The organism is Hydrogenophaga sp. SL48 (assembly GCF_021729865.1).
Lineage (GTDB): Bacteria > Pseudomonadota > Gammaproteobacteria > Burkholderiales > Burkholderiaceae_C > Hydrogenophaga.
In genome coordinates this window covers 476,491-493,502 of record NZ_CP063400.1, presented here as the reverse complement: position 1 = coordinate 493,502, position 17,012 = coordinate 476,491, and the positions used below count along the sequence as shown (strand labels likewise).

The following is a 17,012-nucleotide window of genomic DNA, read 5'->3' as shown; positions in this document are numbered from 1 at the left end:
GTACCCGCTTGGTAACGGAAAAGGCGGCTTTGAATGCTAGCATGACCATTGCCCAAAATTTCAGCAACTCCGCAGTGTCCACCATGAGCCGACCTCCCGCCCGAAGCCCCGCAACCGCCGTTTCCCGCCCGCTCCCGGCCACCGCGAAAGCGGGCTCCCACAAAGACCAGCCGCTGGTCAACGACATCCGGCTCCTGGGTCGCATTCTGGGCGACGTGATTCGTGAGCAGGAAGGCCAGGCCGCTTTTGAATTGATCGAGCAGATCCGCCAGCTCTCGGTGGCCTTCCGGCGCCACGACGACGCTTCGGCCGACAAGGCGCTCAAGAAGCTTCTCAAAGGCCTGAGCGGTGAACAGACGGTGAGCGTGATCCGCGCTTTCACCTACTTCAGCCACCTGGCCAACTTGGCTGAAGACCGCCACCACATCCGCCGTCGCGCCGTGCACGACCGGGCCGGTGACGTGCAGGAAGGTAGCCTGGCAATGACGTTGCAGCGCCTGAAAAAAGCCGGCGTGTCGCCCGCCAAGGTGCTCGACACCCTGGCCCACAGCCACATCTCGCCGGTACTCACCGCGCACCCGACCGAAGTGCAACGCAAGAGCATTCTCGATGGAGAACGCGCCATCGCCCACCTGCTTGCCGAGCGCGAAGGCCTGTTGCCGCGGGACCTGGAAGACAACGAGGGACAGCTGCGCGCGCGCGTGACCCAGCTCTGGCAAACCCGCTTGCTGCGCTTCACCAAGCTCACGGTGGCCGACGAGATCGAGAACGCGCTCAGCTACTACCAGGCCACCTTCCTGTCGGAGATTCCACGCATCTACCGTGACCTGGAGGACGGTCTGGGCGACCGCGGAGTGGCCACCTTCCTGCGCATGGGCCAGTGGATCGGTGGCGACCGCGATGGCAACCCCAACGTGACCGCGCAGACGCTGGAACTGGCATTGCACAGCCAGGCCGACATGGTGCTGCGCCACCACCTCACCCAGCTGCACCACCTGGGTGCCGAACTGTCGGTCTCGGCCATGCTCGCGTCGGTCAGCCCGGCCATGCAGGCCCTGGCAGAGCGCTCACCCGACACCAATGCCCACCGTCAGGACGAGCCCTACCGCCGCGCGCTCACCGGCATGTACGCCCGCCTCGCCGCCACGCTGAAGGCCCTCACCGGTGGCGATGCCGCGCGTCACGCGGTGGCCCCGCAAGACCCTTACACCAGCGCCGACGAATTGCTGGCCGATCTGCGCACCATTGAAACCTCGCTGATGGAGCATCACGGTGCGGCGCTGGCGCGCGCCCGGCTGCAGCCGCTGATCCGCACCGTCGAGGTGTTCGGCTTTCACCTCGCGACCGTGGACATGCGCCAAAGCTCGGACAAACACGAAGAGGTCGTGGCCGAGCTGCTCGCCACCGCGCGCATTGAAAACCACTATTCCGCACTCAGCGAAGAAGACAAACGCGCGCTGCTGCTGCGCCAGCTCAACGACGCGCGGCCGCTGCGCGTGCCGGGCGCGGCCTATTCCGACCACACGCTGGGCGAGCTCGCCATCTTCGAGGCGGCGCGGGCTGGTCGCCAGCGCCTGGGAGCACAGGCCATCCGCCACGCGATCATCAGCCACACGGAGACCGTGAGCGACCTGCTGGAGGTGTTGCTGCTGCAGAAGGAAACCGGCCTGATGCGCGGCTTGCTGGGCGAGGCGGCGGAATGCGATCTGATCGTGGTGCCGCTGTTTGAAACCATCGAAGACCTGCGCAACGCCGCGCCCATCATGCGCGACTACTACGCCCTGCCCGGCGTGCGGGCCATGGTGCACCGGGGCGCGGCCGATGGCTACAGCGAGCAGGACATCATGCTCGGCTACTCCGACAGCAACAAGGACGGCGGCATCTTCACCAGCAACTGGGAGCTGTACCGCGCCGAGATCGCGCTGGTGGAGCTGTTCGATTCGCTCAACAAAGACCAGGACAAAACCATCCAGCTCAGGATGTTCCATGGCCGTGGCGGCACCGTGGGCCGCGGCGGTGGCCCGAGCTACCAGGCCATCCTGGCGCAACCCCCCGGCACGGTGCGCGGCCAGATCCGCCTGACCGAGCAGGGTGAGGTGATCGGTTCCAAGTACGCCAACCCCGAGATCGGTCGCCGCAACCTGGAAACACTGGTCGCCGCCACGCTCGAAGCCACCTTGCTGCAGCCCACGCGCGAAGCGCCCAAGGCCTTCATGGAAGCCGCGGCCGAGCTGTCGGCGGCCAGCATGGCGGCCTACCGCGCACTGGTGTACGACACCCCGCGCTTTGCCGAGTATTTTTTCGCCTCCACCCCGATCCGCGAAATCGCCGAACTCAACATCGGTTCGCGTCCGGCCTCCCGCAAGGCCACCCAGAAGATCGAAGACCTGCGCGCCATCCCCTGGGGCTTCAGCTGGGGCCAGTGCCGCCTCACGCTGCCGGGCTGGTACGGCTTCGGCTCGGCGGTGCACACCTTCCTGCACAAGGACGGCCCCAAAGGCGTGGCCAAACAGAAGGTCTTGCTGCAGAAGATGGTCAACCAGTGGCCGTTCTTCAGCACCCTGCTCTCCAACATGGACATGGTGATGGCCAAGAGCGACCTCGCCCTGGCCACGCGGTATGCCGAACTGGTCGAAGACAAAAAGCTGCGCACCAAGGTCTTCACCGCCATCGAGGCCGAATGGCACCGCACGGCCGACGCCCTGTCGCTGATCACGGGTGAAAAAAAGCGGCTCGTGAACAACGCGTCGCTGCAACGCTCGATGCGCCACCGCTTCCCCTACATCGACCCGCTGCACCACCTGCAGGTTGAGCTGGTGCGGCGTTACCGCGCCGGTGAGAACCAGGCCGATCGTGACGAAAAGGTGCGTCGCGGCATCCACATCTCGATCAACGGGATTGCGGCGGGGCTGCGCAATACAGGCTGACCCCCCGCGCCGCCTGCGGCGTCACCCCCCAGGGGGCAACACCTGCGGCCGGGCGGAGCCCGTTCCGCGGTGTTCTGGGTGGGAGGCACTTCTTTTGTCGCAGGGTTTGTTCGGCTGTTCAGCACAGGCCACTGTGCAAACCTAGAATGCTTTCGTGACCCACCTCCTCAACGCCGATCTCCACTGCCACTCCGTCGTCTCCGACGGCACCCTCACCCCCGAGGCCCTGGCGCAACGCGCCAAGGCCAATGGTGTCGAGCTGTGGGCGCTCACCGACCACGACGAAATCGGTGGCCTGGATCGCGCCATGGCCGCCGCACGGCAGGCTGGCCTGCCCTACCTGACCGGGGTGGAGGTGTCGGTCACCTTTGCCAACGTCACGGTGCACATCATCGGCCTGGGCTTTGACCACACCGATCCGGCGCTGGTTGCGGGCCTGAAACAGACGCGCGGCGGGCGCGAGGAGCGGGCACGCGACATGGGCGCCGACCTGGCCAAGGTCGGTATTCCCGGCGCCTACGAGGGTGCCATGAAGTACGTCGGCAACCCGGAGCTGATCTCGCGTTCGCATTTCGCGCGTTACATCGTCGAAGCCGGCTTCTGCACCGACACCAACGCGGTGTTCCGCAAGTACCTGGCCGAAGGCAAACCCGGTTTTGTGCCCCACCGCTGGGCCAACCTGGGCGATGCCGTGGGCTGGATCACGGGCGCGGGCGGTGTCGCCGTCGTCGCCCACCCGGGGCGCTACAAGTTCACCGCCAACGAAGAGTTCGCACTGTTCACCGAGTTCAAGGCGCACGGGGGCCAGGGCGTCGAGGTGGTCACCGGTGCGCACGGCCAGGCCGACTACGTGAAGTACGCGGAGTTCTGCCGCGAGTTCGACCTGCTGGCCTCCCGCGGCAGCGACTTTCACAGCCCGGACGAGAGCCACACCGACCTGGGGCTGCTGCCCAGCCTGCCCGGCGGCGTCAGGCCCGTGTGGGAACTGCTCGAAGCCCGCACCCATTGACGAACATGCGGCCCACCGGCCAGGGTGCCCGCATCACGCTGGGCATCACGTTTCTGGTCACCGCGATGGCCTGCTTTGCGGTGCTGGACACGGCCGTCAAGTACGTGGGGGCGTTCGTCTCCATCCTGGTGGCGGTGTGGTTCCGCTACGTGTTCCAGGCGGTGGCGGTGACCGCCGTCATGCTGCCCTTGCGCGGTCGAGACCTGCTCCGGACCCGCCACCCCCGTTTCCAGCTGCTGCGCGGCCTGCTCCTGCTGACGGTGAGTGTGCTGTCGTTCTTCAGCGTGCAGTTCATGCCGGTCGGCGAGTTCACGGCGTTCGTGATGACCACACCGCTGGTCGTCACCCTGTTCGCCGCCCTGTTCCTGAAGGAAAAGGTGTCGGCGCTGCGCTGGACCCTGGTCTGCGGTGGTTTTCTGGGGGCCTTGCTGGTGGTGCAACCGGGCAGCGCCACGATCGGCTGGGCCAGCCTGCTGCCCCTGCTGATGGTGTTCACCTACGCCTGGTTCCAGATCCTCACCAGCCAGATGGCCCGCACCGAAGACCCGATGACCCTGCACTTCTACACCGGCTGGGTGGGCGCCCTGGTGAGCACCGCGGCACTGCCCCTGGTCTGGCAGACCGTGCCCGACGTGAAGACCCTGGCGCTGCTCAGCCTGGTCGGACTGATGGGCACGGTGGGCCACTTCCTGCTGATCCTGGCCTTTGCGCGCGCTCCCGCGTCCACGCTCACCCCCTACCTCTACGCCCAGATCGCCTTCGCGATGCTCTGCGGCTGGCTGGTCTTCAACCACGTCCCGGGTGGGCTGGAGCTGACCGGTGTCGCCCTGATCGTGGTGTGCGGCCTGTCGGCGAGCCGGCTCACCACGAGGGAAAACCAGCGCCTGCTGCCGCTGCCCAAGGGCTGAGCTTGGGGCGGGTCGCGCGCACAATACGGCCATGTCGCAGTATTTCGAAGTCCATCCCGACAACCCGCAACCGCGCCTGCTCAAGCAGGCGGTGCAGTTGCTGGAGCGCGGCGGCGTGCTCGCGGTGCCCACCGACTCCAGCTACGCGCTGGTGTGCCACCTCGACGACAAGGCCGCCGCCGACCGCCTGCGCCGCATGCGCCAGGTCGACGACAAACACCACCTCACCCTGCTCTGCCGCGACCTGAGCGAACTCGCCAGTTACGCCAAGGTGGACAACCGCCAGTACCGGCTGCTGAAGCTGGCCACCCCCGGGCCTTACACCTTCATCCTCGAAGCCAGCAAGGAAGTGCCGCGCCGGGTGAGCCACCCCTCGCGCAAGACCATCGGCCTGCGCGTGCCGAACCACACCACCCTGCTCGCGCTGCTGGAGCTGCACAACGCGCCGCTGCTCGCCACCACCCTCATCGCGCCGGGCGAGAGCGACCCGCTCAACGAAGCCGGCGAGATCCGCGACCGGTTCGAACACGACCTGGCCGGCGTGATCGATGCCGGCGCCTGCGCCCTCGAGGCCACGACCGTGATCGACCTCACCCCCATGGGCACCGGCGGGGAACCCGTGGTCGTGCGCCAGGGGCGGGGCGCGCTGGAGCCGCTGGGTCTTTGAGGCCCGACAGGCACGGCCTGCCCGGGAGCGGGCAGTCTGGGACAATACGGCGATGGACTTCGCCGACATCGTACAAACCGTTGCGCTCTACGCGCTGCCCGTGCTCTTTGCCATCACCCTGCACGAAGCGGCCCATGGCTACGCAGCACTGCATTTTGGTGACAACACCGCCCAACAGTTGGGCCGTATTTCGCTCAACCCGATCAAGCACATCGACCCGCTCGGCACGATCGCGATGCCGCTGCTGCTGTACTTCGCCACCTCGGGCGCATTCCTGTTTGGCTACGCCAAACCGGTACCGGTCAATTTCGGCCGCCTGCGCAACCCCAAGCGCGACATGATCTGGGTTGCACTGGCCGGGCCGGGTGCCAACCTGTTTCAGGCGATCCTGTGGACCCTGCTTCTCTATGTCTGGGCTGCCATCGGCCTGGAGGAACCCTTCTTTGTGGGCATGGCCCGCGCCGGGGTGGTGGTGAACCTGGTGATGTTCGCCTTCAACCTGTTTCCGCTGCCACCACTCGACGGTGGCCGCATCCTCGTGGGCCTGCTGCCCTGGAAGCAGGCCATGCTGGTGTCGCGCGTCGAGCCCTACGGCTTCTTCATCGTCATGGCACTGGTCATCACCGGCGTGGTCGGCAGCCTCTGGATGTACCCCCTGATGGGCGTCACCCAAAGCGCGATCGAGTTGCTGTTGACCCCGCTGCGCGCCCTGCTGTTCTGAGCCCCCCATGAAAAACCAACGCGTCCTCACCGGCATCACCACCTCCGGCACCCCCCACCTCGGCAACTACGTGGGTTCGGTCCGTCCCTCCGTGCGCATGAGCCTGCAACCGGGTGTGCAGAGTTTCTATTTCCTGGCCGACTACCACGCCCTGATCAAGGGCAGCGAGCCGGCGCGCGTGCAGCGCTCCACACTGGAGATTGCCGCCACTTGGCTGGCCTGTGGCCTGGACCCGGAGAAGGTCACCTTCTACCGCCAGTCCGACATCCCCGAAATTCCAGAGCTGACCTGGTTTCTGACCTGTGTCACGGGCAAGGGCCTGCTCAACCGCGCCCATGCCTACAAGGCCTCGGTCGACAAAAACCACGCGGCAGGTGAAGAGCCCGATGCGGGCGTGACCGCGGGCCTGTTCATGTACCCGGTGCTGATGGCGGCCGACATCCTGATGTTCAATGCCCACCAGGTGCCGGTCGGCCGCGACCAGATCCAGCACATCGAGATGGCGCGCGACATCGCCTCCAGCTTCAACCACCTGTATGGCGAGCAATTCACCTTGCCGGAGGCGGTGATTGAGGAACATGTGGCCACGCTGCCGGGCCTCGATGGACGCAAGATGAGCAAGAGCTACAACAACACCATCCCGCTGTTTGTCCCGCGGGAACAGTTGAAGAAGCTGATCATGGGCATCCTCACCGACTCGCGTGCACCCGGTGAACCCAAGGACACCGAGGGCTCGGCGCTGTTCCAGCTGTACCAGGCCTTCGCCAGCGCCGAAGAAACCCGTGCACTGGCCCAGGCCTATGCCGACGGCATCGCATGGGGTGACGCCAAGCAGATGTTGTTCGAACGCCTGGACCGTGAAATCACGCCACTGCGCGAGGTCTACGACCGGTTGATCCAGAACCCGGCAGAGATCGAAAAGACACTGAAAGCCGGCGCCGAGAAGGCCCGTGAGGTGGCCACACCGTTCACCGGCCGGTTGCGCCACGCCGTGGGCCTGCGCCCTCTGGACAGCGTGGTGGCTGGTCCAGCTGCCAAAGCGGCCAAGGCCGCAGCCCCCGGGTTCAAGCAGTACCGGGAGACAGACGGGCAGTTCTATTTCAAGCTGGTCGACGCCCAGGGCACGTTGTTGCTGCAGAGCACTGGGTTTGCCTCTCCGCGCGATGCGGCACAAGCCATCACATTGCTCCAGCAGCAGGGCCCGGCCGCCTTGGCCAGCCTGCAGGACCGCCTCAGCCACCAAGGGGATCGCGCCGATCTGGACGTTGCACTGCGGCATTTTTCCGAGGGTGCCGCCTGATTTGCCGCCAGAATGGCGTTCCAGAGACAATTGACAGGGTACCCTGGTGCACCCCAGGTGCGACAATCGCCGCACAAGCCCTGAGTTCCCCCGGTGAGAGCCCCGGAACGCCAAAACTAAAAACAAGGTCTGCATTCCGGTGCAAATTGCTATCGCCAAACCCCCCTGTTGTCGATATGCTAGTAACCCGGAACACCTACTTTTACAGCACCCGCCATGAGTATATTTGTCATTGACGACCATCCGCTGATGCGCGAGGCAGTCGTCATGCTGCTGCGCCGCCTTCGCACCTCCACCCAGGTGATCGAACTGGAGCGGCTGGCGACCGTCAGCCGTGCCATCGCCGAACACGGTGAGCCCGAACTGGTGTGCCTCGACCTGAAACTGCCCGACACCCACGGGGTATCGGGCGTGCGCGAAGTGCGACAAATGCTGCCCGACACCTCCCTGATCGTGCTGTCGGCCTCTCCCGCATCCGACTATGAAGACCTGGCCCGTGAAGCCGGCGCCGACGCCTACGTCGAAAAATCGGCCGGTGCCGCACAGATCGGCAAGGTGTTGCGTGAGTTCCTGGCCGACGAGCCCGAAGACGAAAATGCGCCGACCATTCCGGAAAAACTGTCCAAACGCCAGAAGCAGCTGCTGGTGATGCTCGACCGGGGCCTGTCCAACCGCGACATCGCCGAAGAGTTGCAGATCAGCGAGCACACGGTCAAGGTGCACCTTTGGCGTCTGTTCCGCCGGCTCAATGTGAAGAGCCGCTCACAGGCCAGCCACCTCGCCCGCACCGCAGGCCTGCTCGACCTCTGATTCGCTGACAGCGCAGGAGGCCAGGCGGCCGCCTTCGCAGCGGTGCACAGCTCAGGTGGCCACGTCCGGCACCAGGTGTTTCTGGGTGTACGCCGGCAACATCACCCGAAACACACTGCCCCGGTTGGCCACGGACGACAGCGCGAGCTGGTAGCCCATCATCGTGGTCAGCTTGGACACAATGGTCAGTCCCAGGCCCAGGCTGTCTTCGGTACCCTGGTGCTGTGACACCCGGAAAAACTCCTGGAAGATCGCCTGCTGGTGTTCGCGCGCGATGCCCACGCCGGTGTCCCAGACCTCAAACACCATCATGTCGTCGCGGTGACGCAGCCCGAGCAGCACCCCCCCGTGGGTCGTGTGGCGCAGCGCGTTGGACAGCAGGTTGCCCAGAATCCGCCGCATCACCACCGGATCGGCCCAGATGGTGGTCGGCCGGGTGTGCGTCCTGAGCTTGAGCGATTTGCCCGACGCCACCGGCTCAAACTGCAGCGCCAGGTCGGCGAACAGCTGCTCCACATCCACATGTTGCAGGCGCACCTTGTAGTTGCCTGCATCGATGCGCGTCAGGTCGAACAGCGAGTCAAACAGCTCGTTGATCGCCCGGGTGGACTGCAGGATGCGCGGCGAGATGTCGCGCGCCATCTCCGGTTCGGTGGCCAGCCAGTCGGCATACAGGCTCAGCGCGTGCACCGGTTGGCGCAGATCGTGCGCTGCCGACGCCAGAAAACGGTTCTTGGTGGCGACCGCGCGCAGTGAAGCACGGGTCTGCTGGGTCAGCGAGTCGATCAGCTCCTCGTTGGAGAACTGCAACTCGAAACCGGCGCGGTACACCTGATGCAGACGTTTGCCCGCCATCATCAGCAACCACCAGAACACCATCAAAAGGACCAGCGCCGCGCCCGCCATGCGAAGGGTTTCGTTCGTATAACCATGGATGAAGGTGTTGAACAGCACCCCGAACACCACCGACAGCACGAGGCTGTGGACGTAGCGCCGGAACACCGGCTGGTAGGCACTGACCGCCACCAGCGCCAGCAGGCCCTGCCCCAGCACCACCACCCCGCAGACAAACTGGGTCCCCATGTCCGATCGCCCGTAGCTCAGTGCCACCACGGAACCCCAGAGCACAGCGACCGCCACCCAGGTCCATTGGTAACGGCTCACGAAGGCCAGGCGGTGAGGGCCTTCGCTGCTGTCGTAGCGCAGGCGGTAGATGCCCAGCATCCGGTAGCGCAACACCAGGATGGTGGCCATCAGACCCACCCAGCCCGCCAGTGCCATGGCAGGCACACGCCCGAAATACATCAACACCACCAGCACGGGCACCGCCAAGACCGCCGCTGCCAACGAAGACAACACGTCGTCCATCAACACGCCAATGAGTTGCGAATTCACCCATTGGTCGCGCACTTCCACGGTGGCGGGCACGTGCTGGTAGGTGGCGGGCTGGGTATCGACGAGCATGGGTGGGCGAAATGGGGGCTTGAATTGTTGCAGCGCATCCTGCGCTTTGAACGTGGAAAAACCCCTGAAGCTGCTGCTAGAATCGAGGGCTTCGACGCGGAGAGATGGCAGAGTGGTCGAATGCACCGGATTCGAAATCCGGCGTACTGTTTATACAGTACCGAGGGTTCGAATCCCTCTTTCTCCGCCAAGGTGATTCCTTCTTCAACGCCCACCTCCCGTGGGCGTTGTCGTTTCTGGCGACGGCTCAGCCCAGCAGCGCCGCCAAGCCGCCCTCGGCTTCGAAGCGCCGGTTGCGGTAGCTCAACCGGGTGGGGCCCTGCCAGACGGCCTCCCGCACCGGATGGGACGGATCCCCGGGGTAACAGATCACCCGCTCGCCATCCAGGTCAAAAGGCTCGGGCTCGATCAACACCGGCGCACGGCCGCGCGCGACCGACATCACGTGCCCGACGTCGGTCAGCCGCACCAGCTGGACCAGGCTCATGATCTGCGGTGGCGCGAGATCGATCTCCCCCGCCCAGTAGCGCTCCAGCCCGGCACGCGGCGATGTCCACACCGCTTCGGTGGCTTCGTGGTCATCGTGAACGGCCTCCTGACCCGCCGGCGCGGGCGCCACGAAGAAGCGGGTATCGAACCGCTTGTTGGTGACCGAGGGCTGGCGCGGTGTCACCCAGCGCGACCAGGGCACCAGCTGGGCCGGAGCGAGGCGCAGACCGCATTCTTCGCGCGTCTCACGCAGCGCCGCGACATGCAGGCCCACCGCCACGACGGGGGCCAGACCGGGTTCGCCGAGCGCCTCGCCATAGGCCTCGGGCGCGCGGTCGAGCCAGTCGGGCAGCGCGGCGCAATCGGTCGCGTCGAGCTTGCCGCCGGGGAACACGTGCACGCCGCCGAGCACGCCGGAATTGCCGTGCCGGCGCACCAGCAGAACCTCCAGCCCCTGCGCACCGTCGCGCACCACCATCACGGTCGCCGCATCGACGGGCGGGGTCAGCACAAGGTCGGAATTGAGGGAAATGGCCATGCGGCGATTGTGCCGGCACGACGCCGACGCGTCAGGCCACCGGTCACCTTCATGACTAAGATGCCCCGATCCCCCGCCCTCGCCGACACCCCATGAACGACCGCCTCCCCTGCTCCCCCCTGCCCTCGGCCGCACCGGCCGATCTTGGCCTGTGCCCGGAGCGGACACGGCGCCTGATGCAGGTGCTGCAGGCCGAAGTGGATCGCGGTCGCCTGCCCGGGGCGGTGGTGCTGCTCGCCAGGCGCGGTCGCGTGGCGCTGTTCGAGAGCCTCGGCCAGCGCGACCCGGCCAGCGGCGAGCCGATGCCGCGTGACGCGGTGTTCCGCATCTACTCCATGACCAAACCCATCGTGTCGGTCGCGGTGATGATGCTGGTCGAACAGGGGCGCCTGTTGCTCAGCGACCCTGTTGAAAAGCACCTGCCCGAGTTCAAGGGCCAGCAGGTCGCGGTGGACACCGGCGACGGCGTGCGGCTGGAGCCGGTGACGCGACCGGCCACGGTGCAGGACCTGTTGCGCCACACCGCCGGGCTGACCTACGAATTTCTCGGCACGGCGCATGTGCAGCGGCTCTACGCGCAGGCCGAGATCGGGTCCCGCGAACGCTCCAACGCCGAATTCAGCCACACGCTCGCGGCCATGCCCCTGTTCCTGCAGCCCGGCACGCGCTGGGCCTACAGCCGCGCCACCGACGTGCTGGGCCGTTTGCTGGAAGTGCTCAGCGGCCGGCCGCTGGGGCAGCACCTGCGCGAAGCGATTCTCGGGCCATTGGGCATGCACGACACGGCGTTCGTGGTGCCCCAAGCCGACCACCGGCGCATCGCCGAACCCTTCGCCCACGACCCCGATGGCGGCATTCCGCTGCGCGTGCTCGACCCACGCCAGCCGCCCGCGATGGAAAGCGGTGGCGGCGGGCTGATGTCCACCGCCGCCGACTACGCGCGCTTCCTGCAGTGCCTGCTCAACGGCGGTGAACTCGACGGCACAAGGCTGCTGGGCCCGCACACGGTGACGTTCATGACCGCCGACCACTTGGGCGGCATCCCGAGCGACGACCCGCTGCTGCCGCCCGGACACGGTTTCGGTCTGGGTTTTGCGGTGCGCACCGCGACCGGGCTGGCGACCATACCGGGCTCGGTCGGCACCTGCCACTGGGGCGGCATCGCCGGCACCACGTTTTTTGTCGACCCTGCCGAAGGCTTTTTCGGCATCCTCATGGTGCAGGCGCCCAACCAGCGCGACCACTACCGGCAGCTGTTCCGCACGCTGGCCTGTGCGACGCTCGTGGACTGAGCCCGGCGCCGCTCAGGCGGCGGTCTTCGCCGGCCGCTGCCAGCGGAAAAACATCGGGTAGACCTTCTCCACCACCGGGCCGTTGAAGTCCCAGGCCAGGCACTGGCCCAGGTGCATCGGCGGCTGGCCGTCGGCCGTTGGGGCAAAGGAGGCCGAACGGGTCTGGAACGCGGCGGTGGCGAGGTTGAACAGCAGCTCGCGCAGGTGGGTGCAGCCCTGAATGCCCCCCAGGTGACGTTCGATGGTCAGGCGCCAGCCGCGCCCCACCGTCTCGCCGATCAGGCGCTGCATCGGCACCATGGCCTGCGGGCAAGGGTCGTGCGGGTGCGCGTCCATGGCGACCGCGACGTCGCGGATCACCATGGCATCGTCCAGCGTGACGCGGATCAGCATGTGGTGGATGGCCTCATTCGGCGCCCACGTGCCTTCACCCTCGATCTCGAACGCGTGGGGCTTGGTGTCGTGCAGTTCGCCCTCGATGTCCCACAGGCCGTCTTCTCGATGGAAACCGCGGTACTCGACGCGGCGCGTGTGCATGGGGGTGCGGGGCTGGGGGGTGGGCAATGGCAAGGCAGACCTCGGAAACGGGGAACGAAGGCGTGATTTTCCCCGATCAGGTCACCCGGCCGCTTGCACCAGCGCGACGCCCGCGCGCACCAGGCGCTCCAGGTCGGCGATCGAACTCACCGGCGCCATGCGCGCCAGCCCCACCCGGGGGCCCAGCAACAGCACCCAGGGGCGGTCCACCTCGTCGGACAGGGCGCTCGACGCATTCCGCACCTGCGCGTCGATCGCGGCCCGATGGCCCGGCTGGTTCAGCCAGAAAGCCCCCGAGTTCGCGTCCACGGCCAGGGCGATGAAACCCGGCAACGCAGCACCATCGACCATGCGCAACGCACGCGCTTCCACCTGCTGGCCCGCCTCGACGCCGAAGTAAGTGTCCAGCGACTGGTCCAGCGCGAAGCCGGCCACCTTCTGCGCCATGGTGGCCAGCAGCCCCTCACCTTGCGCCAGCTTCAGCGCCGGTGTCTCCTGCCCCTGGGGCACGCCCATCAGCAGCAGCGGCGAGGTGGGCCCGCCGAAGGCGTCGGCCCACCACCGAACGTTGTGGGTCCGCGTCTGCCCTTTGCGCTTGTGGCGCAGGCGGCGGTGTTCGGCCGTCCAGCGCACGCCGTCGGTCTGCCCCTGCCAGCGGGTCAGGTCAAACACGCCGTCCTTCGACGTCTCGCACGACCAGCCACGCGCGGCCGCGCCCGCGCGCAAGGCGTCAATCCGTTGCTGGTTCTGGCGTTGCGTCCAGCGGGACAGGGCCACGCCCACCACCACGATGAAGACGACGAACACCAGGAAGGGAAGCAGGCTCTGGAACATGGGGAACCGCCTTTCCAAAAAGGTGAAGCAATGCCAGCGCTCAACGCGCCGCCGCCGACGGCTGCACGCGCGGCAGCGGCACCCGATCCAGCACATCGGCCCACATGGCCTTCCAGGGCGCCCAGTCGTGACCGCCGGGCGCCGCCAGCAGGCGCTCGGGCGGCAGGATGCCGGCCATCAGCGGCGGCATGAAGGGCTGCAGGCGGTCGGTTTCGCCGTAGCCCATGTACAGCGGCGGCGGCGCCTGCGCCGGGTCGGCGTAGCCCTTGAGCCAGAGCAGCAGCTCGTGGTCGGCCGGCCGGATCGGCCCCACGGGTTGCCAGCGCAGCAGGCCGCCCGCGTGCCACACGTCCTGCAACACCAGCCGGGGAGCGACATACGGCGCCAGCGCAATGACGCCCGCCACCTCCTCGGGGTGTGCGCGGGCGTAGCGCAGGGCGCCGAAGCCGCCGAGCGAGATGCCCGCCATCCAGATCGATCGGTAGCCCTGCGCGCGGGCCGGACGGACCACATCGTCGTGCAGCCGCTGCTCGAAGCTGCCGTTGTGGAAATAGCCCAGGTGCGCATCGGCCACCACCACGTCGGCGTCGATGCCGCGCGCGCGCACCTGCGCCACGAAGCCCTCGCGCACGATGTCCTGCGGCACCTCCTGCGCGCCGGGCATGAGCACGATCAGCGTCTGGCTGCGAGCGGTGGGCGACAGTGGCAGGGTCAGCGCGTCCATCGGCACCTGGGGCGCGCGCAGCAGCAGGCCGCACCCGCTCAGGCCGGCGGCCAGCACCGCGGCGGCCAGACAGCGCCAGACCACACCGCGCCAGCGACTCATGGTGACTTCCGCCTGTGCAGCAGCCATTGCGCCCCTGTACCACACAGGGTCAGCCCCAGCATCAGCCAGCCCAGGTTGACCGCGCCCTCATGATGGAAGAGCCCGACGGCAAACCCGCCCACCGCGCCCATCAGCTGCTGCGACAGCCCCGCCACTGCGGCAGCCGAGCCTGCGAGCGCCGGCAGCAGGCCCACCGTGCCAGCCAGCGCGGGCGGCACCAGCAGACCGTGGCCGATGCCCAGCAACACCAGCGGCAGGGCAAACGCCAGCGGCGTGTTCAGCCCGGCGAGCGCGAGCAACAGCATCAGCGCGATCCCACCCACGGTCAGCACCTGGCCGAAACGCATGATCCGGCGCTCGCCTGTGAGACGGGCGAAGCGCGAGGTCAGGTAGTTGCCCACGATGTACGCACCCGGAATGGCCATGATGTAGAAGCCGATGCCGTCGGGCTTCACGCCGTAGCTGCCGAGCACGATGGGCGCACCGCCCAGGAAAGCGTAGAAGGTGGCCGTGGTCATCGCCAGCAGCAGCACGTGCAGCAGGAACGAGGGCTCGCGCGCCAGCCGCGCGTAGGACGAGAGCATGGCGCGCAGCCAGTGCGGCTGCACCGTGGTGGCCTTGCGGTGGTCGGGCAGGCCACGCCAGGCGGCGACAAAGAGCACGGCGGCCAGACCGGCCATCAGCACGAAATTGGCCTGCCAGCCCAGGCGCACGTGCAGCTGCCCGCCGATGATGGTCGCCAGCGGCGGGCACAGGCCCATCGCCATGCCCACATAGGCCATCACCCGCGTGCGCTCCGGGCCGTCAAACAGGTCCTGCACCATCGCGCGCCCCACCACCATGCCCGCCGCCGCGCCCGCACCCTGCAGCACCCGCGCCGCGACCAGCAGCGGCAGGCTGGGCGCGAGCGCCGCCAGCACCGAGCCCACGAAGGACACCGCCAGACCGAACATCAGGATCTTCTTGCGCCCGATGCGGTCCGAGAACGGACCGTAAAGCAGCTGCAATGACCCATACGTCACCACAAAACCGCTGAAAGTGAGCTGCACCGCCGCCTGGCTGGAGCCGAAGATCGCACCCCATTCCTGCATGGACGGCAGGCAGATGGTCATGGCCAGCAGGCCGAAGGCCAGTTGCGACAGCAGGTTGGCGATCAGCAGGCCGTGGGGCGCGGCCTTGGGGGGAGAAGACGTCATGGGTGTAGAAACCGGGTTCGGGCCCGACGGGGAGCGGGCAGGGATTGGGTCGTAGGCTACCCGGAAACGCCCGCCCCCGTGGCGGCGGGGCCGTCACCCAGAAGCACCCGGGAAACACGCCACCCGGAGACAGGCGCCATGGCAAGCTGGCACACTGGCCGCTCCATCGAAGGAGACGCCATGCCCCATGATCACCCGCACCCCCACGGCGATCACGATCATCACCCCAGCGACACCATCCCCTGGAAACACGACGGCGTGCGCGTGGTGCCCGGCAACCAGCTCGACGGCAACGTGCCGAGCACGCCGGGCATGGACCGCAAGGCCGCGATCAACTTCGCGCGCGTCGGCGCGCAAAAGCTCTGGGCCGGCACCGTGACCATCCACCCCGACGCCAAGACCGGCGCCCACCACCACGGCCCGCTGGAGAGCGTGATCTACGTGGTGAAAGGCCGCGCGCGCATGCGCTGGGGCGAGCACCTGGAGTTCACCGCCGAGGCCGGCCCGGGCGACTTCATCTACGTGCCGCCGTATGTGCCGCACCAGGAGATCAACGCCAGCGCGACCGAGGTGCTGGAGTGCGTGCTGTGCCGCAGCGACGGCCAGGCCGTGGCCGTGAACCTGGACATCGAACCGGTGGAGAAACCCGAGCAGGTGCTGTGGGTGGACCCGACGCACCCGAACGGCGGGGTCTGACACCATGGCGCAGTACTGGCTGATGAAGTCCGAGCCCGAGGAGTGCTCGATCGACGACGCGCTGGCCGCGCCCGGCGCCACCGTGCCCTGGACCGGCGTGCGCAACTACCAGGCCCGCAACTTCATGCGCGACGGCATGCAGATCGGCGACGGCGTGCTCTTCTACCACTCCAGCTGCGCCGAGCCGGGCATCGTGGGCCTGGCGCGGGTCGCCTCGGGCACCCGTCCCGACCCGACGCAGTTCGACCCGGCCTCGCCCTACTTCGACCCGAAGTCGCCAGCCGATCAGCCGCGCTGGCTGCTGCTCGACGTGCAGGCGCTGAAGAAGACCCGCCTGATCGGCCTGCCCGAACTGCGCACCACGCCCGAGCTGGCCGAGATGGTGGTGCTGCAGCGCGGCAGCCGGCTATCCATCACGCCGGTGAGCGAGGCGCATTGGCGCTTCATCACCGAGCGACTGCTGGGCGGCTGACGCGCGCGGTCCGTTCAGCCGCGCGGCCCGCCCGCAAAACGTTGCGCCGACCGTTCGCGCGCCTTCATCGCCTCCACCTCCCGGTTCTTCGGCTCGGCGTTGGTCACCAGCGACTGGATCAGCCGCCGGGCCGACTCCGCCACCTCGGCCACCGCGCGGTCGAAGGCTGCCTCGTTCGCCTTCGACGGCACGTTGAACCCGCTGAGCTTGCGCACGAACTGCAGCGAGGCGTCGCGGATCTCCAGCTCGCTGGCCGGAGGCTCGAAGTTGAACAGGGTCTTGATGTTGCGGCACATGATGGGGTCCTGCGGTGAGGGTGTTGAGAT

Annotated in this window: 17 protein-coding genes and 1 tRNA gene; 11 read left to right on the top strand and 7 right to left on the bottom strand. The window is 67.4% G+C overall.

Annotated features, from left to right (window positions below):
* The first annotated feature begins 41 nt into the window (after positions 1–41).
* From ppc to IM738_RS02300, 7 genes are all read left to right on the top strand, one after another.
* Positions 42–2,927 (top strand): phosphoenolpyruvate carboxylase, encoded by a 2,886-nt coding sequence (gene ppc / locus IM738_RS02330; protein WP_236964292.1) that lies wholly within the window; start codon positions 42–44, stop codon positions 2,925–2,927.
* 154 nt (positions 2,928–3,081) lie between these two features.
* Positions 3,082–3,936 (top strand): 3',5'-nucleoside bisphosphate phosphatase, encoded by an 855-nt coding sequence (locus tag IM738_RS02325; protein ID WP_236964291.1) that lies wholly within the window; start codon positions 3,082–3,084, stop codon positions 3,934–3,936.
* A gap of 5 nt (positions 3,937–3,941) precedes the next feature.
* Complete coding sequence (locus IM738_RS02320; RefSeq protein ID WP_236964290.1) at positions 3,942–4,844, top strand: DMT family transporter; 903 nt, start codon at positions 3,942–3,944, stop codon at positions 4,842–4,844.
* A 31-nt stretch (positions 4,845–4,875) separates the two neighbouring features.
* On the top strand, positions 4,876–5,511 hold the full coding sequence (locus IM738_RS02315; protein WP_236964289.1) for an L-threonylcarbamoyladenylate synthase: 636 nt from the start codon (positions 4,876–4,878) through the stop codon (positions 5,509–5,511).
* A gap of 52 nt (positions 5,512–5,563) precedes the next feature.
* Complete coding sequence (locus tag IM738_RS02310) at positions 5,564–6,232, top strand: site-2 protease family protein (RefSeq protein WP_236964288.1); 669 nt, start codon at positions 5,564–5,566, stop codon at positions 6,230–6,232.
* Positions 6,233–6,239: 7 nt separating this feature from the next.
* Positions 6,240–7,532: a tryptophan--tRNA ligase gene (locus IM738_RS02305; RefSeq protein WP_236964287.1), complete on the top strand. Its 1,293-nt coding sequence runs from the start codon at positions 6,240–6,242 to the stop codon at positions 7,530–7,532.
* A gap of 216 nt (positions 7,533–7,748) precedes the next feature.
* Entirely contained in the window at positions 7,749–8,342 is a 594-nt protein-coding gene (locus tag IM738_RS02300; protein ID WP_236964286.1) for a LuxR C-terminal-related transcriptional regulator, read from the top strand.
* Positions 8,343–8,393: 51 nt separating this feature from the next.
* Here the strand turns inward: IM738_RS02300 and IM738_RS02295 are convergent, their stop codons facing one another.
* Positions 8,394–9,806, bottom strand: coding sequence for a sensor histidine kinase (locus IM738_RS02295; RefSeq protein ID WP_236964285.1), 1,413 nt, complete (start codon positions 9,804–9,806; stop codon positions 8,394–8,396).
* Positions 9,807–9,904: 98 nt separating this feature from the next.
* Here IM738_RS02295 and IM738_RS02290 point away from each other — a divergent pair.
* Positions 9,905–9,996, top strand: a tRNA-Ser gene (locus IM738_RS02290).
* Between the two features lie 57 nt (positions 9,997–10,053).
* On the opposite strand, the gene IM738_RS02285 is transcribed toward IM738_RS02290, so the two are convergent.
* Complete coding sequence (locus IM738_RS02285) at positions 10,054–10,833, bottom strand: NUDIX hydrolase (protein WP_236964284.1); 780 nt, start codon at positions 10,831–10,833, stop codon at positions 10,054–10,056.
* A gap of 92 nt (positions 10,834–10,925) precedes the next feature.
* On the opposite strand from IM738_RS02285, the gene IM738_RS02280 reads away from it, so the two are divergent.
* Entirely contained in the window at positions 10,926–12,125 is a 1,200-nt protein-coding gene (locus IM738_RS02280) for a serine hydrolase domain-containing protein (protein ID WP_236964283.1), read from the top strand.
* Positions 12,126–12,137: 12 nt separating this feature from the next.
* On the opposite strand, the gene IM738_RS02275 is transcribed toward IM738_RS02280, so the two are convergent.
* The 4 genes from IM738_RS02275 to IM738_RS02260 all read right to left on the bottom strand — a co-directional run bounded on the left by IM738_RS02275 (position 12,138) and on the right by IM738_RS02260 (position 15,518).
* Positions 12,138–12,662: a DUF2889 domain-containing protein gene (locus tag IM738_RS02275; protein WP_236964282.1), complete on the bottom strand. Its 525-nt coding sequence runs from the start codon at positions 12,660–12,662 to the stop codon at positions 12,138–12,140.
* Positions 12,663–12,743: 81 nt separating this feature from the next.
* Entirely contained in the window at positions 12,744–13,496 is a 753-nt protein-coding gene (locus IM738_RS02270) for a hypothetical protein (RefSeq protein ID WP_236964281.1), read from the bottom strand.
* A gap of 40 nt (positions 13,497–13,536) precedes the next feature.
* Positions 13,537–14,322 carry an alpha/beta fold hydrolase gene (locus tag IM738_RS02265; RefSeq protein ID WP_236964280.1) on the bottom strand — a complete coding sequence of 262 codons (786 nt, stop codon included), beginning with the start codon at positions 14,320–14,322 and terminating at the stop codon, positions 13,537–13,539.
* Positions 14,319–15,518 (bottom strand): multidrug effflux MFS transporter, encoded by a 1,200-nt coding sequence (locus IM738_RS02260; protein WP_236964279.1) that lies wholly within the window; start codon positions 15,516–15,518, stop codon positions 14,319–14,321. The genes IM738_RS02265 and IM738_RS02260 overlap by 4 nt, the downstream gene beginning before the upstream one ends.
* Before the next feature lie 180 nt (positions 15,519–15,698).
* Between IM738_RS02260 and IM738_RS02255 the strand changes: the two genes are divergently transcribed.
* Positions 15,699–16,214 carry a cupin domain-containing protein gene (locus tag IM738_RS02255; RefSeq protein WP_236964278.1) on the top strand — a complete coding sequence of 172 codons (516 nt, stop codon included), beginning with the start codon at positions 15,699–15,701 and terminating at the stop codon, positions 16,212–16,214.
* A 4-nt stretch (positions 16,215–16,218) separates the two neighbouring features.
* Positions 16,219–16,686, top strand: a complete 468-nt coding sequence (locus IM738_RS02250) for an EVE domain-containing protein (RefSeq protein ID WP_236964277.1) — start codon at positions 16,219–16,221, stop codon at positions 16,684–16,686.
* 14 nt (positions 16,687–16,700) lie between these two features.
* Here the strand turns inward: IM738_RS02250 and IM738_RS02245 are convergent, their stop codons facing one another.
* The gene (locus IM738_RS02245; RefSeq protein WP_236964276.1) at positions 16,701–16,982 is read right to left on the bottom strand and encodes a DUF2277 domain-containing protein; all 282 of its coding nucleotides are present in this window, start codon (positions 16,980–16,982) and stop codon (positions 16,701–16,703) included.
* Positions 16,983–17,012 lie beyond the last annotated feature (30 nt).